This is a genomic window from Candidatus Poribacteria bacterium (assembly GCA_016866785.1).
GTDB lineage: Bacteria > Poribacteria > WGA-4E.
Window position 1 is genome coordinate 1 of sequence record VGLH01000005.1, and the last position, 13,545, is coordinate 13,545.

Consider the following 13,545-nt stretch of genomic DNA (forward strand, 5'->3'; position numbering starts at 1 on the left):
TACCGCGACGAGCGACGTGTTCGTGTGCGGGAAGTAGGCGAAATCCTGATGCCACGCGAACGTGCCCGCGCCGACCTTCGGGGGCTTGGTCGCCAGCTTCGAGTGCTGGAGTTGGATGTCGGGACCGGTCAACTGGGCGACCCGCTCGACGATCCTTGGATCGGCGGCGAGCGCCTTGAACGCCGCGTGCTTGGCGGTGATCTCAAGCAGGTGGACGACGCGCTCGCGGTAGCCGGACGCTTCGAGTCCGCCGCGCACCGCGTCCGATTCGGCAGCCTCGCGCAGCGCTTCGACCTCATCCGACATCAGGACGCCATCGACGACGATGAAGCCGTCTCGCCAGAAGCGCTCGACTTCGGCGTGAGTGAGCATATACGCCTCCCATGTCACCGGTTGGGCTGATGGCGGAAGGATGCGGAACCTGCGGGCGTGTGTCAACGCCTCCGTTTCAGATGCGCCCAGATGAGGACGTGGCTTGCGAATGGCGGCAGCGAACGGGAGGTAGCCGGCGACCACGTCGGCGAACTGTCCTGCGCAGCGTCATCCGTAAGTCGGCGGACGGTGCCCAGAACGACGTCCATCGCGTAGATGTCGAGATTGCCGCTGCGATCCGAGGTGAAAAGCAGGACCCTGCCATCAGGAGACCACCCGGGCGACTCGTCCCACGAAGGCGCGTTCGTGACGTTGTGCGGATTCTGCCCGTCGGCGTCCATCAGGAAGATGTCCCGGTTGCCGCTGCGGTCTGAACTGAACGCGATCATCGAGCCGTCCGGCGACCATGAGGGCCTGTTGTCAAAATCCGGATGGTTCGTCAGGTTGCGCACGTCCTTCCCGTCGGCAGACATGGCGAACACATCCCAATCGCCGCTGCGGTCCGAACTGAAGGCGATCTGCCGCTCATCTGGCGACCACGACGGGAATCGATCCGACGCGGCGTCGTTGGTGAGATTGCGCGGCTTGCCGCCATCCGCGTCCATCACATAGACCTCGTCGTTCATGTCCCGGAACGAAACGAACGCGATGCGCTTCCCGTCGGGCGACCATGCGGGGCGTGTGTCGGGGCCCAGATGGCGCGTGAGATTGCGCGCGTTCCGTCCATCGGCGTCCATGACGTAGACCTCTCCGTCGCGGTCGCGGAAGGTGACGAAGGCGATCCGCCGTCCGTCAGGCGACCAGGAGGGTTGGACATCGATGTCAGGGTCGCGCGTCAGGTTCTGCGCTCTGGCTCCATCGGGGTCCGTGACGTAGATTTCGGCGTTCCCGTCGCGGTAGGACTCGAATGCGATCTGGGCGCCGAACGCCCTCGGATGTCCGCCAGCAACGCCGAGGGTGGCGAGCAGGATGGGCAGTGCTCCGCACCGCAGGCTCTCGTGAGGCATGGGTTGCTCCTGAGTGCTGCGGCGGACACCGTGCCTCCGACAATACAGCCGTCGATGGCTCCTGTCAAACTCGCGGGACGCCCTGCGCGTTCTGGCGGGTATGCCGCGCGGTTCCCGACCGCGAAGATATGGCGTATGCTCTAGGTGACAGGTCGGCGGCTCGCCGCCGTTCAGGATAGGAGGGTTCCACAATGTCCATGCGACGATTGGTATGCCGTTCCCCGTGGGCTGCGCGAGCGCTCGTACTGGCGCTCATGCTTCCTGTGCTCCTCGTTTCGTGTCGATCCGACCCGACATCCAACGCGATACGGCATCTAGGCAGCGGATCGGTCGAAGAGCGAGTCGCCGCTGCGCAGGTGCTTCTGCAGCAACCAGGTGACCGCGGCGAACAAGCTCTCATCAAGGCGCTGGAGTCGACCGACGCGTCCTCGGCGTCGGTGCGACGCGTCATCGCTGAGGGCATCGCGAAGTGGGGCAGGCCCGAGCCTGCCAAAGCCGCCGTCGCCGCGATGGAACGCGACCTCGCGTCCGAGGACGCCGAAGTGCGGCGTGGAGCCGTGCAGGTTCTCGCCCAGATCGACAGTCCCGAGTCCACTACCGCGCTTGTCGCAGCCCTTCGCACGCCGCAACCTGTGATGCGGGAAATGGCGACGAAGGCGCTCACATCGCGTGGGGCGGCGCTCGAGGGCGGTGACCGTCTACGGCTCCTGCTGATCCAAGAGAACGTCGCGCAAGTCGTCGCTGCGGGGCGCGATGCGCTGCCCGATCTGACGGCGATGCTCACGGAGGACCCGGCGCTCCGCGCGGCGGCGGCGACGGCGATCGGGCTCATCGGCGAGCCGAGCAGCCGGGCCCAGGCATACGACGCCGTGCTCGGCGATCTGGCTTCCGAGGATGCAGCGACGCGAGCCCGCGCCGTGGATGCCCTCGGAGCCTTGGGGAACGCCGAAGCCCTGACGCGTATCCAGAACCTCGCCGCGAACGACACCGACTCGGGCGTTCGTGCTGCCGCCAGCATCGCGACCTACGTGCTGCAGAAGGACATCGTCTCGCTGATCAGCGCGCTCCGCGACCCGAATCCTCAGCTTCAAAGCATCGCCATTCGCGGGATCCGCAACGTCTCGCCACCGGATCGCAAGGCTGCGGTTCTGCCGCTGGTGTCGCTCCTGCGCTCGACGACCAACCCCCGGCTCGCCGCCGAGGTCATCTCGACGCTGGACAGCGCGGGCGCGCAGTCGACGAAGCCCATCCTAGATGCGTTGGGCTCCGAGCCGGAATGGCAGCTTCGGAAGCGGCTCGCGCAGGCGCTGGCTCAACCGGGCGTGCTGGTCGGCATGAACCCGGCGCTCGAAGTGACGCTCTACAACCTGTATGAGAAGGAACCGAACGCCGATGTGAAGCCGGATTTGGCGGCGATCCTGCGGGCGCTGGAAGGTCGATGAGCCGGATCAGTCGTCGTATGACGGGCGCGGTCGGGTCTCGGGCTCGGCGTGCAGAACCGTCAGCGTGACGTGGAGCAGGTCTGCTTCCAGACTCACGTCGAGCGCAATGCGGCGCAGCATGCCGTCGAAGAGCGCATCGCGGAGGAGCCGCTCGACGTCGGCGACGCGCATGCCCTCGTAACGCGCGCCAGGGGCGAACGCGGCGGGAGGCTGGTCATCAGTCGGTGGTATCGCCGTCATCCGAGTCCTCAGCCATATCCCGCAGGAGGTCTTCGCGCGTCAGCACTCTGAGGTCATCGACCGGCACGGTCGCCCCGTCTGCCACCAGCCGGTCGAACTCCGGATCGCCCCGCAGCGAAGCCAGGTGCGGATCGTCCGTCGCCGTCCGCGCCCACCCGGAGTTGAGGAGGAGGGCGGTCGTTAGGTTCTCCATCGCAGCCTCGCGATTCCCCTGCCTGGCGTGAATCGCCGCCAGGCAGTAGAACGGCGCGGGCCAGTCGGTCCGGGCGCGCAGAATCGCCTCGAAGTGGGGCATCGCCTCGTCGTACCGCCCGTTGTAGAAGAGCACCTGTCCCAGGTCGAAGTGCGCCTCGACGTAGTCCTGGCGTAGCTCCACAGCCGCGCGCCAGCATCGCAGCGCGTCCTCGGCGCGGTCCCCCATGTCCGCGTAGACGTTCCCCAGGTTGTAGTGGACGAACGCATTGGATGGATCGAGTTCCAGGGCGGCGCAGAGCTCGTCGGCGGCGAGCGCATGGTCCTCTTCCTCGCGAGCCGCGAACGCCTTCTGGATGTGGACCTGCCGCAGCCCCTCCGTCGCTGTCGGGTCGTTCGGGCTCTCGGCGAGAACGCGCTGGAATGCCTCGCGGGCATCGTCTGCCGCTCCCTGCGCGAGCCGTATGCCGCCCAAGACCTGCAGCGCTTCGACTGGAACCGACGCGCCGCGCAGGAATGGCTCCAGGGCGCTGAACGCTTCCTCCAGCCTCCCGTCGTCCAGGGCGTCGGCAGCACGCGCCAGGCTGCGGTTTCGAAAGACGGTCTGCAGGAACCTCATTCAGCTCGTCCGTGGGGTCGGCGCGCGATCATCCCTTGAGCGCTTCGACGACGCGCCGGTGCTGAGCGTAGAGCGGAGCGTAGACGTCGGCGTTCTGCGGCTCGAACCGCTTGACGCCCATGCCGACCCGCCCCCATGCGGCTTCGACCGACGGGACGATCCCGGTTCCCACCATCGCCAGCACCGCCGTGCCAATGGTCGTGACCTCCGGGATGCCGGCGAGCTCGACGGGTTTCTCCGTGACGTCTGCCAGAATCTGCCCGAAGAGCGCGTTCTTGGCGAACCCGCCGCCGACGAGGATCGTACGCACTTCGCCGCGCAGGTGTGAGAGGGATTCCCGCGTCTGGTACGCGAGCCCTTCCAGCAGCGCGCGCGCCGCGTTTTCCGGCGGCATGCCGTCTTCCCAGCCGATGATCGCGCTCGGACAGTCCGGGTCGGGCCCGGTGCGCGCCACGAACGTCGGTACGATGAGCACGCCGGCGCTTCCGGGTGCGACCTTCGCCGCGCGATCCGTGGCTTCCGCAGCGGAACAGCGAGGCATGAACCGCTTGCGGATCAGGTCGAACGATAGTCCGCCGATCATGTGTCCCTGACGGTTGTATCCGCCGACGACTCCGGACGTGTGGGGGTTCACTTCCCAGAGGAGGTTGCGAGCCCGGTCCTCTATCCGGGCTTCGTACTTGTCCCGCGTGGCGACGAGGATGCTCCACGTGCCGGTCGAGTAGAGAACGTCCGTGCGCAGGTCGCGGCACGCCCCGACCGTCGCCAGCGCCGTATCGTGTCCGCCGGCGCAGACGGGCGTCCCGGCGGGAATCCCCGTCGCCTTGGAGGCCTTCGCCGTGACGACGCCGACGGCGTCGCCCGGAGAGCGCACGGGCGGGAACTTGTTGGGGATGTCGAACTGTCGGAACAGGTCGTCGGACCAGTCATCGGCGCGGAGGTCGTAGAGCATCGCGGTCGCCGCCATCGTGCGGTCGGTGACGCGCTCGCCGGTGAGACGCTCCACGAAAAGCTGCGGCATGAACAGGAAGGCTTCTGCGCGGTCGAGCACGTCGGGGCGGTGCTCGCGCATCCATCGCAGGCTGAAGGCGGAGTTGAAGTAGAACGGCGGCGCGCCGGTCGTCAGGTAGGCGGCGTCTAGGTCGAGGTTTTCGGCTGCCCACGCGGCTTGGGCGCGGGTTCGCGTGCACTTCCATGAGATGACCGGGTAGAGCAGCTTGCCGTTCTTGCCGACGGCTCCCCAGCAGACGCCGAACGTCGTCAGGTTCACCGCCTTCGGCACGGCGCTGGATTCGGACAGGAGCTGCTTGGTCAGCTCGGCGAAGTTCTCCCACATCGTCTCGAAGGGCCAGGAGAGCCCGTCGGCGGTCTTGGCGACGGTCGTCGGGCGCGACGCGGAGGCGAGAACGCGCCCGTCAGTCGCCAGCAGCGAGACGGTCGTGTTCGTGGCTCCGCAGTCCCAAATCACCAGGCATTCGCTCTTGGCAGCCATCTTGGTGTTTTCTCCGTGGCTCACGCGCTGGGGCGACTCGACTCCGGTTTGTGTGCTATTCTCCGGCGCGAGGATCGAGGATGTCAACGGGCGGGCGCGGCACGACGGCGAGGTTCACGGAGGTGATGTCATGCGACGATGGGTGGTCGGGTTCATGGCGGGAGTGTCAGTTGGGCTGCTCGGAGCGACGGTCTTACATGGGTGGGCGTCGGAGTCGCCGAAGCCGCCTCACGTCGTGATGGTCACGTCGTTCAAGCCGGAGCCCGCGTGGACGCCAGCGAACGCTGAGGCGGGAATCCGCAAGCTGCAGCAGGAGTACGACGAGAAGGCGATTCCCGGGTTCGTCCGAAAGCAGTTTGTCGGGTCCTTCGACCGAAACGAGTATGGCGGATACTACGAGTTCGAGTCGGAGGAAGCGCTCAAGGCGTTCCTGGCAGCCTATCCGCCGGCTCCGAACCGCACGGTCAAAACATACCAACTGCTGGCGACGTGGGAGCCCAAGAAGGACAAGCCCACGCCGTAACCGACCGAACACTACGACTTGCGTTCGGACGCTTGGAGGCGTTCCCACAGGGCGGTCAGCGCGGAGAGCTGGAACGCGCGGATGCGCTCGCGACGCTCGAAGGTGCTCGCATCGTCGTTGGCGAGGATGGAGAACGTCAGGAAGTTCCCTTGCGAGGTGACGAGGTAGCCGGAGAGCGTCAAAGCGCCGACGATATAGCCCGTCTTGGCGTGCAGGTGTCCTCGGAACGGGGCTTCTGCGAACCGGCTGGCAAGAGTGCCGGTGACGCCGCCGACGGACAGCGAATCGAGAAAGACCGCGCTCCAGTTCGGGTCTGCCGCCATCGTGCGGAGCAGCGCGTTCATGGTGGTCGGCGTGCAACGGTTCCCGCCGCCCGGGATGCGAGCCAGCCCGGAGCCGTCGATCTGCCCGTAGCCCGCGAGCGGTATGCCTCGGTGCTCGAGTGCCTCGCGGACCGCCAGCAAGCCCGCTTCGAAGCTGCCTTCGCCGATCGCTTCAGCGCCGAGCGTCTTGAGCAGATGCTCGGCGAAGAAGTTGTCGCTCCAGGTGTTCGTCTGTCGCACTACGTCTGCCAGGGCGAAGGGCGACTCCTGCGTGTAGAGCGTCTGGTCGGCTCCCGGCGCTCGCTCCGCGCCTTCGGCGAAGCGCGATTTCGCGACTTTGATGCCCCGCTTCTCGAGCCCGTACTCGACGAAGTTCGCCGTCACCTTGACTGGCGTGAAGGTCGCCATCTCATCGGAGCCCTTGCCGCCGCGCACGCGTACCATACCGCGAGCATAGGGCAGTCCTGAGACGGGCGCGGAGTACCCTTCGCGGAGTTGGTCTTGGGGCCAGTACGGGTGTTGGAACTGGCGGTCGAAGTAGCGCGCATCGACGATCAGCTCCTGAAGGCTGCGAACCCCCGCCTTCTTGAGGCGTTCGGCGACCTCGTCCAGGAACTTGTCGGGATACGACACGCTGTCGACCGTCGCGAACGAGGCGTCTCCGGAGCCGATGATCCAGAGCCTCTTGCCGTCGAGCCTCGCCGTGGTGGTCCACCGAAAGGTCGGCGGCAGCGTCCAGAGTGCCGCTGCCGTCGTGAAGAGCTTCGTGTTCGACGCCAGCACGAAGGGCTCATCGGCGCGGTGGCTGACCACGGGAGCCCCCGAAGCATCCAGCACGAGCACTCCGAGCCGGATCCCGACCAACTCGACGTCGGCGATCTGAATCGCGATCGGATCGGGCTCGACACCGACTGCCGGTAGACAGACGACGAACAGGGCGAGAACCAACGCCGTGAGGGCGCGGTAGTTGGCACTGCGGGTCATCGGTTCCCCCGTGCGCGATGGTGCCCACGCGCCGCGCAGACAGACGCGACCGCTCAACATGTGGAACGGTGACAGAGGGCGTTGGGTTGCTCGAAGCGGCGTCGAGCGACGGCGGATGGAGTCGTGCGCACGGCGGGCGCTAGTGGCTCTCGCTGGCGAGATGACCCACGTGGATGTCCAGGTCGGCGCGATCTTTCACCTGCTCGACCTGCCCGTCGCGGATGTACACGACACGGTCGGAGACGTCGAGCATCTTCAGGTCGTGGGTCGCGCTGACGATCGTGACGTGCTGGGACTCGTTCAGCTCTTTGAGGAGCGTGATGATCTCTCGCCCGGTCTTGGTATCGAGGTTGGCGGTGGGTTCGTCGGCAAGGATGATGTCGGGATTGTTCGCCAGTGCGCGGGCGATTGCGACGCGCTGCTGCTGTCCGCCGGACAGCTCGGTCGGTCGATGGTCGAGACGATGCCCCAAGCCGACTAGTTCCAGCAGCCGAGTTCCACGCTCGATGCGCTCCTTCGGCGTCACACCGGCGAACACCATCGGCAGCGTGATGTTCTCCATCGCGGACATGACCGGCAGCAGGTTGAACGACTGGAAGATGTAGCCCATCCGGTTGCAGCGGATCCACGCCAGTTGTTCCGGCGAAAGCTTCGCCATGTCCTCGCCGTCGAGGAAGACCCGTCCCGTGGTCGGTCGGTCTAACGCGCCGATGGCGTTGAAGAGCGTGGACTTGCCGGACCCCGAGGGACCCATCAGCGACAAGTACTCGCCGCGATGGATGTCGAGGTTCACCCCTTTGAGCGCACGGACGACGGTCGTACCCATCGGGTACTCTTTGGTGACTGCCTCGACGCGGACGACATCATCCGTCCCGACCATGCTCGTCTCCTCGCGCACGGCTAGACCTCGACGCGCATCGCCTCGACCGGCGGCATCTTCGCCGCTCGGAACGCGGGTCCTGCGGCTCCGATCACCGCCAGGATCATGCCGACGACGCACCCACCCAGAATGACCGGGATGACACCGAACGGCGCTTCCGGCGATCCGCCCTGAATCCAGGGAAACGTGTAGAACACCTTCCACCCGAACTGCTTCAAGTTCGTACCTACCGCGAAGAGCGTTCCCACGATCGCGCCGACCGCTGCCCCGGCAAGCCCCTGGAATCCCGATTCGAGAAGGAACAGCACGACGACGAACCGGTCCAGCGCTCCGAGGCATTTCATCGTGCCGATCTCGCGGAACCGCTCCGTCACCGACATCAGCATCGCGTTGGCGATGCCGACGACGCAGACGATCAGCGACATGATGATGAGCCACCACTGCTGCGGCGAGATGCCCTTCGATGCGTCCTCGGCGAACGCTTCGATCACCTCGACTTCGTCGGCGAGCACGGCGCTGCGGATCGTTCCTCCCGCCAGGACGGCGACCAGGAACGCGATCCCGAATAGGATGCCCAGCGTGGTGATGATGGAACGCCAGAAACGAATCTTGAGGCTCTGGAAGCTGATCCGCACCGCTTCGGAGAAGGGCAACTGGATCTGGCTGCGGATGGTCGATCTGGACTGTTGCACTCGTGGAGGTCCTTCGCGCAGGGGCGCCCATATCGCGGGCGTATCCTAGCACAGCGACCCTGGCGCGTCAAGCAGTCGACGACGGGCTTGACACGACGGGCTACTGGCTCCCATAATCGGTAATCGCTGTCGGGAGCGGGACGAATGACCCGAGAGCCCCATGCCGAACGACCCACTGACGCCAACCCAGCTTCGCAGCCTATCCAGCCTGCCATCCGTCGATGCCGTCTTGTCGAGCGACGCGCTGACTCCCTTCCGCGAACGCTTTCGCGGTGACTTCCTGACGCGGATGGTTCAGGAGGCTGTTGGGGACGTCCGCGCTCGCCTGCTACGCTCGGGCCCGGAGGCGATCGCTGCGATTCCGTCGGCGGGCGAGTTCGCAGCCCTCGTCGCGGTGCGGCTAGAGAGCCGACAACTGCCTCTGCGACGTGTGCTGAACCTGACCGGAACGATCACGCACACCAACTTGGGAAGATCGCTGCTCCCGGAGCCCGCCATCGACGCGGTCCGAGACGCGGCGCGGTTCCCTTCGACCTTGGAGTACGACCTGGATGCCGGCGAGCGAGGGCATCGAGATCGGCTCGTCGAAGCGGCACTGTGCCGACTGACAGGAGCCGAAGCCGCGACCGTCGCCAACAACAACGCGGCAGCCGTCCTGATCGCCTTGACCGTGCTGGCTCAGGGCAGGGAGATCGTCGTCTCGCGCGGAGAACTCGTCGAGATCGGCGGTTCGTTCCGCATACCGGATGTCATGCGCGCGGCGGGAGCCCGGCTCCGCGAGGTCGGCACAACCAACCGAACCCATCCGCGCGACTACCGAGACGCTGTGACCGAAGAAACAGGGCTCCTCCTCAAGGTTCACCCGAGCAACTACGCCATCGAAGGCTTCACGTGTTCCGTCGAGCTGTCGGAGCTGGTCGCCATCGGCAAGGAGCTCGGCGCGCCCGTGATGGAGGATTTGGGCAGCGGAGCCCTGATCGACCTGCGAGCATGGGGTCTGCCCGCAGAGCCTCTCGTCGCTGACCGCGTGGCAGCGGGAGCCGACCTCGTGTCGTTCAGCGGCGACAAGCTGCTCGGCGGACCTCAGGCGGGCATCCTGGTAGGACGGCAGCGCATCGTCTCCGCGATTCGGACCCATCCGCTGATGCGCGCGCTTCGCGCCTGCAAGCTGACCTACGCCGCGCTCGGGGCGACACTCGACCTTTACGAGCGCGAAGCCGACCTGCCGTCGCACCTTCCGATGCTGCGCATGATGACGCGTCCACTCGATGAAGTGCGGTCGTGCGCCGAATCGCGCGTCGAGCTCTGGCGACGCGCTCTGCCGACCGATTACCGAGTCCAGTCGGAGCCCTGCCACTCCGAGGTCGGGAGCGGCGCGCAGCCGGGCACACACCTGCCCAGCCATGCCGTGACGTTCTCTCATCCCAGCCTGTCGCCGATGCAGATCGCCGGGCTCCTGCGCGCGCAGAATCCGCCGGTCATCGCGCGCATCTCCGACGGACGCGTGTGGCTCGATCTGCGCACGGCGCTGCCGGACGATCTGCCCCTGCTGGACGACGCCGTGACCTCCGCGCTGTCGGGGCTCACCCGATGAAACACACGATCATCGGAACCGCCGGACACGTCGACCACGGCAAGACGACGCTGATCCGCGCGCTGACGGGCGTCGATACGGACCGCCTGCCCGAGGAGAAGGCGCGCGGGATGTCCATCGAGCTCGGCTTCGCGTACTTCGACCTGCCGGATGGCACTCGCTGCGGCATCGTCGATGTGCCCGGACACGAGCGGTTCATCGATACGATGGTGTCCGGGGCGCACGGGATGGATGTCGTCCTCTTCGTCGTGTCGGCGAAGGAGGGCGCGCAGCGGCAGACCGTCGAGCATCTCCAGATTCTCGACCTGCTGGATGTTAGGCACGGCATCCTCGTCGTGACGATGAGCGACCTGGTGGACTCGGAAGTCCTGGAGTTCGCCATCGAGGAGACGAAGGAAGCGCTGGAGGGCACCAGCCTCGAAGGCATCCCACACGTCGCCGTTTCCGGCACGACCGGCGACGGGATCGACGAGTTGCGGGCTCTGCTCGTCGAGGTTGCCGGTCGGGTTCACGACGAAGAGTCGCCGGACGAACTGCCCCGCCTGCCCATCGACCGCGTGTTCACGCTCGAGGGGTTCGGTCTCGTCGTGACGGGCACGCTTCGATCCGGTGTGCTGAACGCGAACGACCGCGTGCACCTGCTGCCGGGCGGGCGACCGGCTCGGATACGGAGCCTGCAGGTGCACGGATCGAGTGTGGCGCGGGCTCTGCCGGGGCAGCGTACCGCCGTGAACCTGGTCGGTGTCGAGCGGGAGCTCGTCGAGCGAGGCGACGTGCTGACGGTTCCCGAACTGTCGATGACGACGCGCAACATCGACGCGTCCGTGCGAGTCGTCGCAGACTTCCCGCGCATCGTCGAGCATTGGACTCGCTCCCGCCTGCACATCGGAACCCGCGAAGCGTTCTGCCGGATCGTCACGCTCGTCGACCGCGACGGCATCCTCCCGGGAGCCGCGTCCGTGGTGCAACTCCGCGTCGAGGAGCCCATCTCTGCGGTGCGAGGCGACCGGTTCATCCTGCGCGACGCGTCGGCGGAACGAACACTGGGCGGAGGGGTCGTGCTCGATCCGTCCGCTCCTCGTCATCGGCGCTTTGCCGACCGGACGCGGGCACACATCCACGCGCTCTCCGCGACGACGCGCTCGGAGCTCATGGAGCACCTGCTGCGTCGCGGCGCGCCGTTTGTCGGGCTAAGCACGCTGGTTCCGTACTTCCCGCTGCGGGCTGCGGAGCGTGACCGATGGATCCGCGAGCTGTCGGAGCGGGGCGTCGTGGTCAGTTCCGGTGAAGCGCTGATCGCCCCGGAACGCTACGGCGCGCTTCGAGACGCCGTGTTGGCGGAGCTCCGCGCGTTCCACACAAAGGAACCTCTTGAGCTCGGTGTCGGGGTCGGCGCGTTGAGAGCTACGATGCCGGAGACTACGGGTGAGCGCGATTTCGACTGGCTGATCGACTCGCTGCAGCGCGCTGGCTCCGTCGTGCGGGATGGCAGCACCGTGCGCCTGGCGAGCCACCGGGTTTCCTTCGGAGACGAGGACGGTGCGACCCGCGACCGACTCGTCGAGCTATTCCGCGAGGCGGGGATCGCCTCGCCGTCTCTGTCGGAGCTTGAGGAGACGCTGGCGTCCGTCCCGGCGAATCGCGTGCTGCGCGTCATCCAGACGCTTGTCCGGCTGGGAACGCTGACACGTATCGACGAGGAATACTGGCTCGATACGTCGGTCTACACGGCGACGCTGGACGCTCTGCGCGAGCATTTCGCCGACCACCCGACCATCGACATCGCTGGGTTCCGCGACTTGACCGGCGCATCGCGCAAGTACGCCGTGCCCTTCCTGGAGCACTGCGACGCGCGCGGCTACACGGTGCGCGCCGGGAACGCCCGCCGAGCGAAGCCGACGTTCCTGCAGCGATCCTGACTTGATCGACCCCGATCAGTCCTGTGGCGGGTAGACGTCGAAGACCTTGCCGGACTCGTCGAAGGCGCGATAACGGACATCCGACGCCGTGACGTCGACCAACCACACGTGCGGGATGCTCTCCATGCGCTCCAAGTACCAGCGCGGATCGTCCACAGTCCGGGCACCCACGCCGAAACACCCGTCTCCGAGGTAGAGTGTTCCCTGCGGGTCCTCCCGGTTCGCCTTGAGGAGCTTGCTGCGCTTGAAGGTGTGGTCGTGGTTCTCGAACGCCGCCGTCAGACCGAACTCGTCGAAGAGCGGTCCCCATACCTCGCGTCCGCGCACGGAAAGGCTCCCGTCGTAGGCGCGATGGCTTGGGTAGAGGGGGATGTGGTAGACCGCGAACTGATGCCGGCGTCCGCGATAGCGCTCCATGGCTCGGCGGAGCCAAGCCGCTTGGGGCCCGTCGTGGTCGGCGACGATGCCGCTGTCGAGGATGTAGAAGACGCTGTTTTCGCCGACCGGCATGGTCCAGTAGCTGATCCGACGCTGCGCGAAGTAGCCGAAGTAGAACGGGCTCTTGTCGAATCGCAAGCCGGTCTTCCAGTTGGACTCGTGGTTGCCGATGGCGAGGACGATGGGGATCGTGTAGCCGTCCGGCGAGACCAGCAGATCGGTGGTCGACTCGAACCAGGCGTCCCAGTCTTTGTACTCCTCGATGTTGCCGTTGGCATAGGCGATGTCTCCGCCGACGAGCACGAAGGCGGGGTCCTGCGCGGCGGCAATCTTCACCAGCGTCGCCGTCCGTTCGCCGGAGTTCATGTCGCCGCCGGTGGCGAACCGGTACGGCTCCTCGGCGGGCAGCGTACGGAATTTGCGTTCTGCCGTGAACCCCTGCTCCGGGTCGCCAGCGACGAAGTAGTAGGTCGTGCCGGCGGACAGGTTCCACAGCGGCACGTCATGGATCCAGCGCTCGATGGGCAGACCCGAAATCTGGTGCGCCTTGCCCGATGCGTGATGCGCATAGGCTGCCGGATCGCCGCCGCGCGGCTCTGTGTCGTAGTAGACAAGGCTCGACGCGGAGGGCTTCGGCGTGTGATACGTGACCGTCATCGTCGTCGCCGGGTCCGCCTGCCACGTGAGGTAGACGCGCTCGACCTCGGCGTGCACGGCGGTTGCGCATGACCATACGGCGGTGAACACGGCGATCCGAAGCAGGAACCGGCGCTTCGTCGCCATCATCGGCGTCATGTCGGTCTCCCGATATGGATTGGATCATCGTGC

13 protein-coding genes are annotated in these 13,545 nt (G+C 66.4%); 4 read left to right on the top strand and 9 right to left on the bottom strand.

Annotated elements, in window-relative coordinates:
* Both FJZ36_01495 and FJZ36_01500 read right to left on the bottom strand, forming a co-directional pair.
* The coding region (locus FJZ36_01495) for a phytanoyl-CoA dioxygenase family protein (protein ID MBM3213585.1) at nucleotides 1-372 on the bottom strand (372 nt) is incomplete at its 3' end.
* A gap of 62 nt (nucleotides 373-434) precedes the next feature.
* The gene (locus FJZ36_01500; protein MBM3213586.1) at nucleotides 435-1,379 is read right to left on the bottom strand and encodes a hypothetical protein; all 945 of its coding nucleotides are present in this window, start codon (nucleotides 1,377-1,379) and stop codon (nucleotides 435-437) included.
* 191 nt (nucleotides 1,380-1,570) lie between these two features.
* Here FJZ36_01500 and FJZ36_01505 point away from each other — a divergent pair, with 191 nt between their 5' ends.
* Nucleotides 1,571-2,821: a hypothetical protein gene (locus tag FJZ36_01505; protein MBM3213587.1), complete on the top strand. Its 1,251-nt coding sequence runs from the start codon at nucleotides 1,571-1,573 to the stop codon at nucleotides 2,819-2,821.
* A gap of 6 nt (nucleotides 2,822-2,827) precedes the next feature.
* Here FJZ36_01505 and FJZ36_01510 read toward each other — a convergent pair whose 3' ends face one another.
* Genes FJZ36_01510 through FJZ36_01520 form a run of 3 tightly spaced genes read right to left on the bottom strand, consistent with a single transcriptional unit; the run spans nucleotide 2,828 to nucleotide 5,364 of the window.
* Nucleotides 2,828-3,061, bottom strand: a complete 234-nt coding sequence (locus tag FJZ36_01510; GenBank protein ID MBM3213588.1) for a hypothetical protein — start codon at nucleotides 3,059-3,061, stop codon at nucleotides 2,828-2,830.
* Nucleotides 3,039-3,872, bottom strand: coding sequence for a tetratricopeptide repeat protein (locus tag FJZ36_01515; GenBank protein ID MBM3213589.1), 834 nt, complete (start codon nucleotides 3,870-3,872; stop codon nucleotides 3,039-3,041). The genes FJZ36_01510 and FJZ36_01515 overlap by 23 nt, the downstream gene beginning before the upstream one ends.
* A gap of 28 nt (nucleotides 3,873-3,900) precedes the next feature.
* A complete protein-coding gene (locus FJZ36_01520) occupies nucleotides 3,901-5,364 on the bottom strand; it encodes a hypothetical protein (GenBank protein ID MBM3213590.1) in 1,464 nt (487 codons plus the stop codon).
* 130 nt (nucleotides 5,365-5,494) lie between these two features.
* Between FJZ36_01520 and FJZ36_01525 the strand changes: the two genes are divergently transcribed.
* Nucleotides 5,495-5,887, top strand: a complete 393-nt coding sequence (locus FJZ36_01525) for a hypothetical protein (GenBank protein MBM3213591.1) — start codon at nucleotides 5,495-5,497, stop codon at nucleotides 5,885-5,887.
* Between the two features lie 11 nt (nucleotides 5,888-5,898).
* On the opposite strand, the gene FJZ36_01530 is transcribed toward FJZ36_01525, so the two are convergent.
* The 3 genes from FJZ36_01530 to FJZ36_01540 all read right to left on the bottom strand — a co-directional run bounded on the left by FJZ36_01530 (nucleotide 5,899) and on the right by FJZ36_01540 (nucleotide 8,766).
* A complete protein-coding gene (locus tag FJZ36_01530; protein MBM3213592.1) occupies nucleotides 5,899-7,254 on the bottom strand; it encodes a hypothetical protein in 1,356 nt (451 codons plus the stop codon).
* 79 nt (nucleotides 7,255-7,333) lie between these two features.
* Nucleotides 7,334-8,074, bottom strand: a complete 741-nt coding sequence (locus FJZ36_01535) for an ABC transporter ATP-binding protein (GenBank protein MBM3213593.1) — start codon at nucleotides 8,072-8,074, stop codon at nucleotides 7,334-7,336.
* A 20-nt stretch (nucleotides 8,075-8,094) separates the two neighbouring features.
* On the bottom strand, nucleotides 8,095-8,766 hold the full coding sequence (locus FJZ36_01540; GenBank protein ID MBM3213594.1) for an FtsX-like permease family protein: 672 nt from the start codon (nucleotides 8,764-8,766) through the stop codon (nucleotides 8,095-8,097).
* A gap of 160 nt (nucleotides 8,767-8,926) precedes the next feature.
* Between FJZ36_01540 and selA the strand changes: the two genes are divergently transcribed.
* Together selA and selB are read left to right on the top strand one after the other, a co-directional pair.
* Nucleotides 8,927-10,360 (top strand): L-seryl-tRNA(Sec) selenium transferase, encoded by a 1,434-nt coding sequence (gene selA, locus FJZ36_01545; GenBank protein ID MBM3213595.1) that lies wholly within the window; start codon nucleotides 8,927-8,929, stop codon nucleotides 10,358-10,360.
* Entirely contained in the window at nucleotides 10,357-12,279 is a 1,923-nt protein-coding gene (gene selB, locus FJZ36_01550) for a selenocysteine-specific translation elongation factor (protein ID MBM3213596.1), read from the top strand. The genes selA and selB overlap by 4 nt, the downstream gene beginning before the upstream one ends.
* 15 nt (nucleotides 12,280-12,294) lie before the next feature.
* Here the strand turns inward: selB and FJZ36_01555 are convergent, their stop codons facing one another.
* The gene (locus FJZ36_01555) at nucleotides 12,295-13,512 is read right to left on the bottom strand and encodes a hypothetical protein (protein MBM3213597.1); all 1,218 of its coding nucleotides are present in this window, start codon (nucleotides 13,510-13,512) and stop codon (nucleotides 12,295-12,297) included.
* Nucleotides 13,513-13,545 lie beyond the last annotated feature (33 nt).

Bases quoted from the DNA above. Each gene is read 5' to 3' on its own strand.
- FJZ36_01525 (MBM3213591.1), top strand. From the start codon at position 5,495: ATGCGACGATGGGTGGTCGGGTTCATGGCGGGAGTGTCAGTTGGGCTG.
- FJZ36_01515 (MBM3213589.1), bottom strand. From the start codon at position 3,872: ATGAGGTTCCTGCAGACCGTCTTTCGAAACCGCAGCCTGGCGCGTGCT.
- selB (MBM3213596.1), top strand. From the start codon at position 10,357: ATGAAACACACGATCATCGGAACCGCCGGACACGTCGACCACGGCAAG.
- FJZ36_01510 (MBM3213588.1), bottom strand. From the start codon at position 3,061: ATGACGGCGATACCACCGACTGATGACCAGCCTCCCGCCGCGTTCGCC.
- FJZ36_01535 (MBM3213593.1), bottom strand. From the start codon at position 8,074: ATGGTCGGGACGGATGATGTCGTCCGCGTCGAGGCAGTCACCAAAGAG.
- FJZ36_01500 (MBM3213586.1), bottom strand. From the start codon at position 1,379: ATGCCTCACGAGAGCCTGCGGTGCGGAGCACTGCCCATCCTGCTCGCC.
- selA (MBM3213595.1), top strand. From the start codon at position 8,927: ATGCCGAACGACCCACTGACGCCAACCCAGCTTCGCAGCCTATCCAGC.
- FJZ36_01505 (MBM3213587.1), top strand. From the start codon at position 1,571: ATGTCCATGCGACGATTGGTATGCCGTTCCCCGTGGGCTGCGCGAGCG.
- FJZ36_01530 (MBM3213592.1), bottom strand. From the start codon at position 7,254: ATGTTGAGCGGTCGCGTCTGTCTGCGCGGCGCGTGGGCACCATCGCGC.
- FJZ36_01520 (MBM3213590.1), bottom strand. From the start codon at position 5,364: ATGGCTGCCAAGAGCGAATGCCTGGTGATTTGGGACTGCGGAGCCACG.
- FJZ36_01555 (MBM3213597.1), bottom strand. From the start codon at position 13,512: ATGACGCCGATGATGGCGACGAAGCGCCGGTTCCTGCTTCGGATCGCC.